This window comes from Polaribacter cellanae, assembly GCF_017569185.1.
Lineage (GTDB): Bacteria > Bacteroidota > Bacteroidia > Flavobacteriales > Flavobacteriaceae > Polaribacter > Polaribacter cellanae.
The window spans coordinates 1,567,728-1,581,161 of record NZ_CP071869.1 but is presented as its reverse complement, the minus strand read 5'-3'; the positions used below and the strand labels follow the sequence as shown (position 1 = coordinate 1,581,161).

The window sequence follows — 13,434 nt, the reverse complement described above, 5'->3', positions numbered from 1 at the left end:
CGATAGTTTATTTTTTTGCTTTAAATAATGGAACTGTAGAGCATGCTTCTCCAAACATAATCGATTTTGCAATGGGTTGTAATTTTGCTATTAAAAATGCATATGCAGATTTTGGAATCGGCTTATCTGCACAACCTTTAATAATTACAGGAACATTTGTAAAGTCTCTAAAATCTATAAATTGCAACAACTCTTGATATAAAATCGTTTCTAATAATTCCAAGTTACCAATCACTACTTTGTTTGCAAAAGGTGTTAATTCAGAGGCAACTAACATAAAAGCCCAAGAAGGTATTATAGCATCTACAGAACAGGTAATTGCTACAAATTTATTTTTATACAGAGACCAATCGTGATTTTTTACAAGCATTCTAAAATCTCTTTCTTTTAATATCAATTCTTGAAACAACCAGTCTTTAATATCAAATAAAACTCTATCTCCTTCAGGGTAAATCTCCTCTAAATCGAACGTTTTTAATTTGCTATTTGCAATTCTATTGATAATTTCTTCTTGCATCTTTTCTTATTTAGTTTCAAAGTTTTAAGGTTTCAAAAGTTGAGGTTTCTCCTATCGTAGAAATGACAGCCGTTAGGATTTTTAGTTTTGAATACTGAATACTGAATACTGAATATTTCGACTGTCTATTGAGCTCTATAACATTCCTAACTCTAACTTCGCCTCTTCGCTCATCATTTCTTGTGTCCAAGTTGGGTCGAAAGTAATTTCTACCTCACAATCTTCAATTTCTTTTAAAGACTTTACTTTTTCTTCTACATCTCTTGGTAAAGATTCTGCAACAGGGCAGTTTGGCGAGGTTAAGGTCATTAATATTTTTGCGTTGTTTTCATCAGAAACAAAAACATCGTAAATTAAACCCAATTCGTAAATATCTACAGGAATTTCTGGATCATAAATTGTTTTTAAAACACGTACAATTTTGTCTCCAATTTCTTCTAATTCTTTGTCAGTCATTATATTTTTCTTTGCAAGAGGTCAAACCTATTGTAATTTAATTTTCAATTTTTGTTTGTTGCGCAATCGCATACATTTTTATTTGCTTAATCATAGAAACCAAACCATTAGCTCTTGTAGGCGATAAATGTTCTTTTAAACCAATTTCGTCTATAAAAGTGGTTTCTGCAGTTAGAATATCTTCTGGTTTTTGTTCGGAAAAGACCCTCAATAATAATGCCACAATACCTTTGGTTAAAATGGCATCGCTATCGGCTGTAAATTTAACTTTATCGTCCTCTAATTCAGAATATAACCAAACTTTAGATTGGCAACCTTTTATCAGGTTCTCATCCAGTTTAAACTTTTCATCTATAATTGGTAAAGATTTTCCAAGTTCTATAATGTATTCATAGCGTTCCATCCAATCGTCGAACATCGAAAACTCGTCAATAATTTCTTCTTGTATTTCTTTGATAGTCATTTTTAAAACTTATTTTTGCGCTGTATTAAAACAGTCTTTTTAAAAAAGGCAAAATTACACAAAAAATAAGGAATGAGTAAATTATTAGCAGTTGGAACTGTTGCGTTTGACGCAATTGAAACACCTTTTGGAAAAACCGATAAAATTTTAGGAGGTTCTGGGTCTTATATAGGGTTATCTGCATCTCAATTTGGAGTAAAAACAGGCATTGTTTCTGTGGTTGGAGGAGATTTTCCACAATCTTATTTAGAGATGATGAATTCCAAAGGAATAAATACAGAGGGAGTAGAGATTGATAAAAACGGAAAAACATTTTTCTGGAGTGGAAAATATCATAACGATATGAATTCACGTGATACTTTAATTACAGAATTAAATGTTTTAGAAACATTTACACCAGTGGTTCCAGACAGTTTTAAAGATGCAGGTATTGTAATGTTGGGTAATTTACATCCACTAACACAAGCATCTGTTTTAGATCAAATGTCTAAAAAACCAAAATTAGTTGTTTTAGACACGATGAATTTTTGGATGGATATTGCTTTAGACGATTTATATGCTGTTTTAAAAAGAGTAGATGTAATTACAATTAACGACGAAGAAGCACGCCAACTTTCTGGAGAATATTCTTTGGTAAATGCAGCGAAAAAGATTCATACAATGGGCCCAAAGTATGTGGTAATTAAAAAAGGAGAACATGGAGCATTGTTATTTAATGATGGGAAAATGTTTTTTGCACCAGCTTTACCATTGGCAGAAGTTTTCGATCCAACAGGAGCTGGAGATACATTTGCAGGAGGGTTTTGTGGTTATTTAGCAAAAACAGAAGATGTATCTTTCGAAAATATGAAGAATGCAATTATTTACGGATCTAATTTAGCTTCTTTTTGTGTAGAAAAGTTTGGGACAGAACGCATGCAAGAGCTTACAGCAAAAGAAGTTAAAACACGTTTACAAGCTTTTAAAGATTTAACACAATTTGATATAAAAATATCTTAATTTTAATCCGCGGTTTCGACCGCGGATTTTTGTTACAAAAACACAATAAAAAACTACAAATACCAATGAGTGACGCTATTAAACACGAATGTGGAATTGCACTTGTTCGATTAAAAAAACCTTTACAATTTTATAAAGATAAATACGGTTCTGCTTTTTACGGGATAAATAAAATGTATTTATTAATGGAAAAACAGCACAATCGTGGTCAAGATGGAGCTGGTTTTGCAAGCGTAAAATTTAATGTAGCACCAGGTACAAGATATGTAAGTAGAGTACGTTCCAATCAATCGCAACCCATACAAGATATTTTTGCCCAAATTAACAATCGTTTAAATGGTGTTTTGGAGCAGCACCCAGATAAAAAAGACGATGTTGCTTGGCAAGAAGAAAACATGCCTTACATTGGTAACTTGTTTTTAGGACACGTTCGTTATGGAACTTTTGGTAAAAATAGTATCGAAAGTGTGCATCCATTTTTGCGTCAGAGTAATTGGAGGCATCAAAATTTAATTGTTGCTGGGAATTTTAATATGACGAATTCTAAACAGTTATTAGAAGAACTAATTGAGTTAGGACAACACCCAAAAGAGTTTACAGACACTGTAACTGTAATGGAAAAAATAGGTCATTTTTTAGAAGATGAAGTGGCTAAATTATATCAAAAAGCGAAGAAAAAAGGGTTCACAAAAAAGAACGCCTCCCCATATATCGAAGAAAATTTAAGTCTTAAAAAGATATTAAAAAGGTCTTCAAAAAACTGGGATGGTGGTTATGCTATGGCTGGCTTGGTAGGTCATGGAGATGCTTTTGTGTTAAGGGATCCAAATGGAATTAGACCTACTTATTTTTATGAAGATGAAGAAGTTGTTGTAGTTGCTTCAGAAAGACCTGTAATTCAAACTGTTTTTAATGTTAAGATTGATGATGTAAAGGAGTTAGAAAGAGGGCATGCATTAATCATTAAAAAAAGTGGAAAAACTTCTATTAAACAAGTTTTAGAGCCAAAAGAAAAAAAATCGTGTTCTTTCGAACGCATTTATTTCTCAAGAGGAAGTGATGCAAGTATTTACGAAGAACGAAAAAATTTAGGAAAATTAGTGTTTCCAGAAATTTTAAAATCTATAGATAGCGATATTTCTAATACTGTATTTTCTTACATACCAAACACAGCAGAAACCTCTTTTTATGGGATGACAGAAGCTGCAGAGGATTTATTAAATCAACAAAAAACGGCTAAAATTTTAGCGGGAGGAAAAGAGCTTTCAGCAAATAAAGTTACTGAAATTTTATCTGAAAGACCACGTTTCGAAAAAATTGCCATTAAAGATGCAAAACTAAGAACTTTTATTGCAGACGATAGCAGCAGAGACGATTTAGTAGAGCATGTTTACGATATTACTTACGGAGTTGTAAAGCCAACAGACAATTTGGTAATTATAGACGATAGTATTGTACGTGGAACGACTTTAAAGAAAAGTATTATTAGAATTTTAGACAGGTTAAGTCCCAAGAAGATAGTCGTAGTTTCTTCTGCTCCACAAATTCGTTACCCAGATTGTTATGGAATTGACATGGCAAGAATAGATGCATTTATAGCATTTAAAGCAGCAATAGAGTTATTAAAAGACACAAAACAAGAACATATTATTGACGAAGTTTATAAAAAATCGAAAGCTCAACAAACAGAAAATGATACAGAAATTGTAAACTTTGTAAAAGAAATTTATAAGCCATTTACTGCCAAAGAAATTTCGGCAAAAATAGCAGAAATGTTAAAGACCGATGATATTAAAGCAGAGGTAGAAGTTATTTACCAAACAATAGAAGGTTTGCACAAAGCGTGCCCAGATAATTTAGGAGATTGGTATTTTACAGGAAATTACCCAACACCTGGTGGAATGCGAGTTGTAAATCAAGCATTTATTAATTTCTATGAAGGTAATAATAAGAGAGCTTATTAATGTGTAATTAAATTTTTTTTTTAAAATTAGAAAAATAATTATTTTTGCATAACTTAATACTATTCCCCAATTATTATACTACTACCACATAGTATTTTTAAATAATATAGTTATGATTAATCAATTACATAAAGCTTTATTTTTTGCAATTTTACTTTCAATAAACACAATAGTTTCACAAACAGGTCCTGGAGGTGTTGGTACTGTAGATGGTACATCTAATTTAGAATACTGGATAGATGCTAATAAGAATGTTACAGGCGCCCCTGTTACTAATTGGTTAGATTTGTCGGGTAATGCTGTTGGTAATACGATAACTGGCGGGCCTACTTTAACAACAAATTCTTTAAACGGTCAAAGTGTTATTACATTCGATGGTGTTGATGACCATATTGTAACTAATTTAAGTATCAATGCAGGTGTTTTTCCAAATTTAACAGTAATTGCTTTGTATGTTCCTAGAATAGATGGTTCTGGTGGTGTTTGGGGGGAAGATGATGAAGGTTGGGATCGTTTTATTTTAGATAAAGGAACAAATCTTAATTCTATGGTTTCAAAAGGTACAGGACCAGAATTAAATATTACAGGTATTTTTCCTAGACTTACACCTGTTATTACAACAGTGGCATATCAAGAAGATGTTACAAATGGTTCAACTGTTTATGCGAATGGAAAACCTCAAAGAACATTTACTTCTAATTTTGCTCCAGAAGCTTCTAATAACTTACATATAGGAGACATTGGGTCAACTTCAGGGGCTTATTATTTTGATGGAAATATTGCAGAATTGATGGTTTTCGGAAAATCTATTAACTTGGCTGAAAGAATTATTATCGAAAATTATTTAGCAGCTAAATATGGTCTTACCCTCTCTAATAATGATATATATAAAAAAGACGCATCTGGTTTTGATTTTAATGTAGCAGGAATTGGTCAGGCAAATGATGGCTCTAAACACACAGATTCTAAAGGTACTGGTATTATTAGAATAAATACACCAAGCGCATTAAGTAATGGAGATTTTTTAATTTGGGGAGAAGATAAAAAAAATGCAAATTACAATTTCTCTACCACATCAAACTATAAACAAAGACTAGACACAAAGTGGAAGGTTAGTAAAACCAATTTTACGTTCTCTGATGTAGGTGTGACTGGGAGAGTAGGTCTAGGAAACGTAACTTTAATTGTTGATGAGGCAGATTTAGATTTTTCAGGTAAATCTCCATGTAAACTACAATTAATTATTGATGATAATAGTAATTTTTCATCTATTAAAAGAACGTATACATTTACAAAATCTGGTACATCTTATATTGCTACAGATGTAAACTTAGAAAACCAAGATCATTTTACTTTAGAATATGTAGATACTATTGTTTTAGACAATACTACAGCATTTAATGGTTCAGGTGCCTTAAATAAACCAAATACTTTAGATGCTTGTTATAAATTATTAGTAAAAAATACAGTAAATGGTAACCTTAAATTAACAGAAAATGCAAATGTAAAAGAAATAGAAATAGAATCTGGAGGTAATTTAGTGGTAGATTCTGGTTTTAAATTAGAAGTAGAAGATGGCATAGTAAATAATGGAGATATTAGATTAATTGGTAGCTCTCAATTAATTCAAAAACATACAGGTACATCTTTAAATAGTGGAACAGGTAATTTATTTAAAGATCAAAATAGCGATTTAGCCAGTGTTTATAGGTATAACTATTGGTCTTCTCCAGTATCTTCAGCTGTTGGATCAAGTTCATATACTGTTGCAGGTGTAATGAAAAACGGTACGTTACCAACCTCCGTAAATTCTAACCCACCAAATTTAAATTTTACAAAAAATCTTGATGGTAATACAACACCTTTAACCATATCTAGTAATTGGATTTATGGTTATGTTAATGGAGATGGAAGTGGAACAGGATGGTCTAAAAAACAAGAATCAGGTACATTTAATGTAGGAGAAGGTTTTTTACTAAAAAGCCCAGGAGCTGCACAAAATTACACATTTAAAGGTGTACCAAATGATGGTGATATTAGTTTTTCTATAGATGCAGGTCATACAAGTTTACTTGGTAATCCATATCCTTCTGCGATAGATGCAAATTTGCTTTTTACCGAAAGCTCTAATATCGCTGCTTTGTATTTTTGGGAACATAAAAACGAATTGGTAGGAACTGGAATCGAAGGTCATTACAAAAATGGATATATTGGAGGCTATGGAACTCGAAATGCTACTATGGGTACAGCAGCAACAACTGCTGTTACAGGAACTGCAGGTTTGGGAAATGAAACGTATACAGCTCCAAAAAGATACATTCCTGTTGGGCAAGGTTTTTTTGTAGAACCCGCTTCTGGTCTTGCAGCCACTGTAAACTTTAAAAATAGCCAACGTTCTTTTGTAACAGAATCTGGCGATTCTTATTTTTTTAAATCTAAAAAGACAGCTAAAGAGCTCTATAAAAATAAGATAACCTATTTAAAAGTTGGCTTCGAAGCAAAAGACTCAAAAGACATCTATTTACACTCTCAAATAGGAATATCTTTTAAGAAAGGAAATACAAAAAACTATGATATAGGATATGATAGTAGAAAATATGAAATTAATGCTTCTGATATTTATTTTAATTTTTCTGGTATTGAAGATAATTTAGTAATTGCTGGAATAGGAGAAATTCGTAAAGATTTAGAAATACCTATTGTTGTAAAAAACGATTCAGATGCTCCAGTTTTTCTTATGATTGATGAAAAACAAAACATAAATATGCCTACTTTCTTTAAAGATGCATATACAGGTGTAACTTACGAAACTAACAAACCATTAAAGTTAAAATTGGCAAAGGGTGTTTATAAAAACCGGTTTTTTATTACTTTTTCGAAAGAGACCTTAGGAAATACAGAAATTCTTAAAGAAGAAAATTTAATAACTGTTTTTAAACAAGAAGCTAATAAGTTAGTTGTTCAAAATACATCACTATTAAAAATAAAAAATATTAAAGTTTTTAACTTGTTAGGAGCTAGTATGTTAAATTACAACACTAATAACATTGCTAATACTAAGAAAATAATTTTAAATATCAACAAAATACCCCAAGGTATTTATATTATTTCCATAAAAACAGCAAAAGGAATTATAAATAAAAAGATAATACTATAGTTAACGTTAGTTCGATATAATCTACTAATTTATTGTCACTTAAGTGAATTTGTTTTAGTTGAAATAAACCTCGAAAACGAGCTGTATGTTCAAGAAAACTGAGTTTATTTAGGTACTTTCAGAAGTACCTCTTTTATTTTTCAAGGTAAATTTGTTACGTTATTTCTGAAAGTGCCTATTAAAAAAACTTTATTAACACTAGATAACATTATTTAACAAAATTATTTGTAAAGTAGTTATAGGTTTGCAAAAAAAAACAAATAATGAAAACTACAATAACAACATTACTTTTAACCTGTCTAGTTTCTATTAATATACATACACAGGTCGCGGAAATACCTTTTAAGCTTAAAAATGCTACTATTTATGTAAAAGTAAAAATTAATAACAATACCAAAGCAAATACTTTTATTTTCGACACTGGTGCCACATCTGATTTGATAGATGCTACATCCGCAAAAGAACTTGGTTTAAAAGCAAACCATAAAGAAAATGTTTCTGGTGCTGGCGGAACAAAATCTTATGATATTATACTTTCTCAAAAACTTACACTTCAGCAAAATATAGAAATACACAACACAAATTTAGTTATTGCAGATTTAACAAGATTAAAAGAAATTGATGAAGGTGGTTTTGATGGAATTATTGGATATAGTTTACTTAAACAATACATTACAAAAATAGATTATGTAAATAAAAAAATACTATTATATAATAAAATTAAAAATGTAGATATTAAAGGATATAAAGCTATTAATTTTGAATTTGGTAACGGAATTCCTATACCTCAATTTAACGTTTCTATAGTCTTAAAAAATGGAGAATCCTACACAGATAAAATTCTTTTTGATAGTGGAGCAGCCCTAACATTGTTAATAAACACACCATATAATAAGCAACATAATATAAATAAAAAAGCAGGTAAAAGTTTAATTTCTAAGTCTGAAAACTTATATGGAGAGTCTATTTCTGAAGTAATTGCAATAGAATCTTTAAATGTAGCTGGTTATAAATTAAATGATATACCCATATCTATAGCACACGATAAAAATGGAGTAAGTAGCTATAAAAACTATTTGGGCATTTTAGGTAGTAAAATAATAAGTAGGTTTAATGTTATTTTAGACTACACAACTTCTACCTTGTATTTAAAACCTAACTCTTCTTTTAATAAAACATTTGATTTTCCTATTAGTGGCATTAGTCTTAAAAAAATTGATGATGATATTATTGTAAATAAAGTAGAGAAAACTAGCCCAGCTTACAAAAAAGGCGTTAGAAAAGGAGATAAGTTAATTGCCATAAATAAAAACTTTTCTAGAAACCTTAAAAGCTATAGGTCTTTGCTAAAAAAAGAAAATAATATAGTCCATTTAAAGCTTATTAATTTAAAAGGTAAAACAAAAAAAATTAGCTTTAAATTAAAACGATTGTTATAAATATTGATAAATTTATATATTATACCATTTCTGCATTAAAATTTCCGTAATAAAACACGCTTTTTTTCTCTTTACTACCTAAAGCTATGCTCTGTTTTTCTTTTTTGCAGATAGAAAAAAAATTATTTTCTTTTACAGCAATTTTTCAAAACAGAAATGGTATTAGGCTAATTTTTTAGAGTTTAACCAGTTTTTTACAAAGAAATCAAGTTGATATATTTGAATATAAATTTAGCTTTTAGTAAAACAAAAAAGTAAAATAATTGTTAATGTTTCTAAACTTTTATCCGCAGTTTATATTATAAAATTAGTAACCAATAAAGGCACTTTTTCAAAGAAAATATTAACAAGCTACTTTAGGTTATAAAAAGAGGCTGTCTTAAAAGTAAATTTAGCTGTCGTTTTGAGAGAAGTCGAAAAATCTAAAACATTGAAATTCAATAAATAAGATTTCTTCATTACAGTCGAAATAACAAATTATAATACTTTTAAAACAGCCTCTTCTATTTTATAATTTTTGAAATCTCATTTTAATAAAAAAATGAGATATAAAGAGCAACGATACTGTTTATTTTGCTTCTGCATATCTGCGTTCAACTTCGTTCCAGTTAATTACTTTAAAGAAAGCATTAATATAATCTGGTCTTCTGTTTTGGTAATTTAAGTAATAAGCATGTTCCCAAACATCTAAACCTAAAATTGGAGTTCCTCCACAAGAAACACCTGGCATTAAAGGATTGTCTTGATTAGGAGTAGAACAAACTTCTACTTTTCCTCCTTTATGCACACACAACCAAGCCCAACCTGAACCAAATTGAGTTGCTGCAGCTTTAGAAAAAGCATCCATAAATTTGTCTTTAGAACCAAATGCAGCTTCAATAGCATCTTTTAACTCTCCAGAAAGATATCCTTTATCTTCAGGATTCATAACAGTCCAAAACAAAGAGTGATTGTAAAAACCACCTCCATTATTTCTAACAGCATTATTACTCATATCTAAGTTCGTTAAAATATCTTCGATAGATTTTCCTTCTAAATCAGTTCCTTCTATAGCTCCGTTTAATTTTGTTGTATATCCATTATGATGTTTTGTGTGATGAATTTCCATCGTTTTTGCATCAATATGCGGTTCTAAAGCATCATAAGCATAACCTAATTCCGGTAATTTAAAAGCCATTTTTTTATTTTTTAAAGTTAATATTAGTTTTTCTGATGTAAATCTAATCAATCTATAACAGTTTCCCAAAATATTAAGGCTTTCTTAACTTATAACAGTATAAAGAGTATTTATTCGCCAAACTCTTGCATAAAAGCTTCTAACTTTTCTACCATGTTTTTACTTCCACAAATAAAAGGCACTCTTTGGTGTAATTCAGTTGGTTCTACATCCATAGTTCTTGTGTAACCATCAGAAGATTTTCCATTCGCCTGTTCTGCAATAAAAGCAATAGGGTTGCATTCGTACAATAAACGTAATTTTCCATTTGGGTTTCTAGAACCTTTAGGATACATATAAATGCCACCTTTTATCATATTTCTATGAAAATCGGAAACCAAAGAACCAATATATCTACTTGTGTAAGGTCTGTCTCCTTCTTCTTCCTGACAGTATTTAATGTATTTTTTTACACCTAAAGGAAAGTCTAAATAATTTCCTTCGTTTACAGAATACATATTTCCATCTTCAGGAAAAGTCATATTTGGGTGCGATAAATAAAAAGTGCCAATTGCAGGGTTTAATGTAAAACCATTTACACCATTTCCAGTCGTATAAACCAACATAGTAGAAGTTCCATAAACTACATAGCCAGCAGCAACTTGCTCACTTCCTTTTTGTAAAAAATCTTCTAATTGTACAGGAGTTCCAACAGGAGTTACTCTTCTGTATATTGAAAAAATGGTTCCCACAGAAACATTTACATCAATATTCGAAGAACCATCTAAAGGATCAATTAAAACAATATATTTATTTTGATGATTCTCATCAATACTATTTACACTTATAAAACTATCTTCTTCTTCACTGGCAATTCCACAAACAATATTTCTTCGAGTTAAGGTTTGTATAAACTTATCATTCGCATACACATCTAATTTTTGTTGATCTTCTCCCTGGATATTTGTGTCTCCATAAGCACCAATAATATCTACCAAACCAGCTTTATTTACTTCGTGATTTACCACTTTCGCAGCCAATCGAATTGAGTTTAAAAGACTGGAAAGTTCTCCAGAACTGTATTTAAAAGCATGCTGGTTTTCAATAATAAATTCTCCTAAAGTTTGTTTTTTTATGGTCATTTTTTAGCATATAGTTTGTGTTACAAAGATGCCATTTATTTTTAAAACTACAACGTTTTCGTGTTCGCTTTTAGGGAGGTAACCGTGTGAAGTTCGATAATTTTTAAACAAATTGAAATTAATTGTGTAAAATATTCAAATATTTTTAGAAGATAACAAAACAACTATCTTTGCCTCTAAATGAACAACAAATGAGTTTTATCATAAGAAAAGGAGAAGAAAAAGACGTACAATCTGTGTTCGATTTAATTACAGAATTGGCAGTTTTCGAGAAAGAGCCAGAAGCCGTAGAAATTACTGTAGAAGATTTATTAAAAGACGGTTTTTCTGAAACCCCAAGATTTAATTTATTTGTTGCAGAACAAGATGCTAAAATTATTGGAATAGCGTTGTTTTACGAACGATATTCAACATGGAAAGGAAAAACGATTCATTTAGAAGATTTAATAGTTACCAAAAGTAAACAGAAAATTGGTGCAGGAAAAGCATTGTATTCTGCTGTTTTAAAATATGCGCACGACAATGGTTTTAATAGAGTTGCTTGGGAAGTTATCGATTGGAACACCAATGCTATTGATTTTTATAAAAGTACAGGAGCAACCTATTTAAAAGATTGGTCTGTAGTACAAATGAACAAAGAAAATTTAACAACATATATTCAAAATAATTAAGAAAATGTCACTTCGAGTGGTTTTCGACTTTTAGAGAAAATTGTATCGAGAAGTCTTGTGTTTAATAAATCTGATATGAAAATATTTAAATTTGGAGGAGCATCCGTAAAAGATGCAACAAGTGTAAAAAATGTAGCAAACATTTTACAAAGCGAAGGAACAGAAAATACATTGGTTGTAATTTCTGCCATGGGAAAAATAACCAATGCTTTTGAAGAAGTTGTAATTGCTTACTATAATAAAACTAATAAATTATCAGAAAAATTAGGTATTATTGAAGATTTTCATAAAACAATAATGAATGATTTGTTTGAAGAAAATGAAGAAATTTACAAAGAAATAGACATTCTTTTAGGAGAATTAAGTTGGTTTTTAGCGAGGAATACTTCACAAAGATTCGATTATGTGTATGACCAAATTATTTGTTTTGGAGAATTATTATCAACCAAAATAATAAGTGCATATTTAACCAAAATAGACGTAGAAAATAACTGGTTTGATGTAAGAAATTATGTAAAAACCGATAGTAATTATAGAGATGCAAAAGTAAATTGGGAATTAACGCAAGATATTATCAATGCTAAATTAGATGCTTCAAAACTAAATATTACCCAAGGTTTTATTGCTGCAAACGATACAGAAAATACAACTACTTTAGGTAGAGAAGGATCGGATTACACAGCAGGAATTTTTGCCTATTGTTTAAATGCGGAAAATGTAACGATTTGGAAAGATGTTCCAGGAGTGTTAAATGCAGATCCAAGAGTTTTTGAAGAAACGACTTTGCTAAGACAAATTTCTTACGAAGAAGCGATTGAAATGGCATTTTACGGAGCTTCTGTAATTCACCCAAAAACTTTACAACCTTTAGAAAGAAAGGAAATTCCTTTATTGGTTCGTTCTTTTGTAAATCCAAAAGAGCTTGGAACAAGAATTTCTAAAGGATCGGATTTAGAACCTTTAATTCCTTGTTTTATTGTAAAGAAAGATCAAATTTTAGTTTCTATTTCTGCATTAGATTTCTCTTTTATGGTGGAAAATAATATCAGTTATATTTTTCAGAAATTACATGAATATCAATTAAAAGTGAATTTAATTCAAAATTCTGCGATTAGTTTTTCTGTTTGTATTGATAATAAATTCAAAAATTTCGATGCTTTTTACAACGATTTAAAAAAAGAGTTTAAAATTGATGTTCAAAAAGGAGTAGATATGTTTACTGTGCGACATTTCGACGACAAAGCCATTGAAAGCATCGAAGAAAAAGGAACATCTTTACTAACACAAGTAAATAAAGAAACGATACAAATTGTTTTGGCAACAGCATAATAATATTAAAATTAGTAAAGTAATTTTTAAGAACGGCAAAAGTACATCTGTATAATTAATTCATGTAATTCATGCAGTTCGTGTCTTTATTCGTTTTGGCAACAAATTAATATTTACATATTTCTTTTTTTAGTATGTTTG

General features: G+C 30.0%; 11 protein-coding genes and 1 pseudogene. 7 read left to right on the top strand and 5 right to left on the bottom strand.

All coding sequences use genetic code 11. The features are described from left to right. Positions 1–7: 7 nt before the first annotated feature. From J3359_RS07155 to J3359_RS07145, 3 genes are all read right to left on the bottom strand, one after another. Positions 8–517 (bottom strand): DUF2480 family protein, encoded by a 510-nt coding sequence (locus J3359_RS07155; protein ID WP_208080022.1) that lies wholly within the window; start codon positions 515–517, stop codon positions 8–10. 135 nt (positions 518–652) lie between these two features. Further along, positions 653–973 carry a DUF59 domain-containing protein gene (locus J3359_RS07150; protein WP_208080021.1) on the bottom strand — a complete coding sequence of 107 codons (321 nt, stop codon included), beginning with the start codon at positions 971–973 and terminating at the stop codon, positions 653–655. A 37-nt stretch (positions 974–1,010) separates the two neighbouring features. After that, a complete protein-coding gene (locus tag J3359_RS07145) occupies positions 1,011–1,436 on the bottom strand; it encodes a SufE family protein (protein ID WP_208080020.1) in 426 nt (141 codons plus the stop codon). A 72-nt stretch (positions 1,437–1,508) separates the two neighbouring features. Between J3359_RS07145 and J3359_RS07140 the strand changes: the two genes are divergently transcribed. From J3359_RS07140 to J3359_RS18520, 5 genes and pseudogenes are all read left to right on the top strand, one after another. Continuing rightward, positions 1,509–2,435, top strand: a complete 927-nt coding sequence (locus tag J3359_RS07140) for a PfkB family carbohydrate kinase (protein WP_208080019.1) — start codon at positions 1,509–1,511, stop codon at positions 2,433–2,435. 65 nt (positions 2,436–2,500) lie between these two features. Beyond that, a complete protein-coding gene (locus tag J3359_RS07135; RefSeq protein WP_208080018.1) occupies positions 2,501–4,399 on the top strand; it encodes an amidophosphoribosyltransferase in 1,899 nt (632 codons plus the stop codon). Positions 4,400–4,511: 112 nt separating this feature from the next. Further along, positions 4,512–7,556 carry a DUF8693 domain-containing protein gene (locus J3359_RS07130; RefSeq protein ID WP_208080017.1) on the top strand — a complete coding sequence of 1,015 codons (3,045 nt, stop codon included), beginning with the start codon at positions 4,512–4,514 and terminating at the stop codon, positions 7,554–7,556. Positions 7,557–7,819: 263 nt separating this feature from the next. Then, complete coding sequence (locus J3359_RS07125) at positions 7,820–8,995, top strand: aspartyl protease family protein (RefSeq protein WP_208080016.1); 1,176 nt, start codon at positions 7,820–7,822, stop codon at positions 8,993–8,995. A 256-nt stretch (positions 8,996–9,251) separates the two neighbouring features. Next, a pseudogene (locus J3359_RS18520) lies at positions 9,252–9,362 on the top strand (hypothetical protein); the annotation flags it as partial. A gap of 201 nt (positions 9,363–9,563) precedes the next feature. On the opposite strand, the gene J3359_RS07115 reads toward J3359_RS18520, so the two are convergent. After that, positions 9,564–10,172 (bottom strand): superoxide dismutase, encoded by a 609-nt coding sequence (locus J3359_RS07115; RefSeq protein ID WP_208080015.1) that lies wholly within the window; start codon positions 10,170–10,172, stop codon positions 9,564–9,566. Between the two features lie 110 nt (positions 10,173–10,282). After that, a complete protein-coding gene (gene fbp / locus J3359_RS07110) occupies positions 10,283–11,293 on the bottom strand; it encodes a class 1 fructose-bisphosphatase (RefSeq protein WP_208080014.1) in 1,011 nt (336 codons plus the stop codon). 191 nt (positions 11,294–11,484) lie between these two features. Here fbp and J3359_RS07105 point away from each other — a divergent pair, with 191 nt between their 5' ends. Continuing rightward, positions 11,485–11,964 (top strand): GNAT family N-acetyltransferase, encoded by a 480-nt coding sequence (locus tag J3359_RS07105; RefSeq protein ID WP_208080013.1) that lies wholly within the window; start codon positions 11,485–11,487, stop codon positions 11,962–11,964. A gap of 75 nt (positions 11,965–12,039) precedes the next feature. Then, positions 12,040–13,293 carry an aspartate kinase gene (locus tag J3359_RS07100; RefSeq protein WP_208080012.1) on the top strand — a complete coding sequence of 418 codons (1,254 nt, stop codon included), beginning with the start codon at positions 12,040–12,042 and terminating at the stop codon, positions 13,291–13,293. Positions 13,294–13,434 lie beyond the last annotated feature (141 nt).

Bases quoted from the DNA above. Each gene is read 5' to 3' on its own strand.
- J3359_RS07155 (WP_208080022.1), bottom strand. From the start codon at position 517: ATGCAAGAAGAAATTATCAATAGAATTGCAAATAGCAAATTAAAAACG.
- J3359_RS07150 (WP_208080021.1), bottom strand. From the start codon at position 973: ATGACTGACAAAGAATTAGAAGAAATTGGAGACAAAATTGTACGTGTT.
- J3359_RS07145 (WP_208080020.1), bottom strand. From the start codon at position 1,436: ATGACTATCAAAGAAATACAAGAAGAAATTATTGACGAGTTTTCGATG.
- J3359_RS07140 (WP_208080019.1), top strand. From the start codon at position 1,509: ATGAGTAAATTATTAGCAGTTGGAACTGTTGCGTTTGACGCAATTGAA.
- J3359_RS07135 (WP_208080018.1), top strand. From the start codon at position 2,501: ATGAGTGACGCTATTAAACACGAATGTGGAATTGCACTTGTTCGATTA.
- J3359_RS07130 (WP_208080017.1), top strand. From the start codon at position 4,512: ATGATTAATCAATTACATAAAGCTTTATTTTTTGCAATTTTACTTTCA.
- J3359_RS07125 (WP_208080016.1), top strand. From the start codon at position 7,820: ATGAAAACTACAATAACAACATTACTTTTAACCTGTCTAGTTTCTATT.
- J3359_RS07115 (WP_208080015.1), bottom strand. From the start codon at position 10,172: ATGGCTTTTAAATTACCGGAATTAGGTTATGCTTATGATGCTTTAGAA.
- fbp (WP_208080014.1), bottom strand. From the start codon at position 11,293: ATGACCATAAAAAAACAAACTTTAGGAGAATTTATTATTGAAAACCAG.
- J3359_RS07105 (WP_208080013.1), top strand. From the start codon at position 11,485: ATGAGTTTTATCATAAGAAAAGGAGAAGAAAAAGACGTACAATCTGTG.
- J3359_RS07100 (WP_208080012.1), top strand. From the start codon at position 12,040: ATGAAAATATTTAAATTTGGAGGAGCATCCGTAAAAGATGCAACAAGT.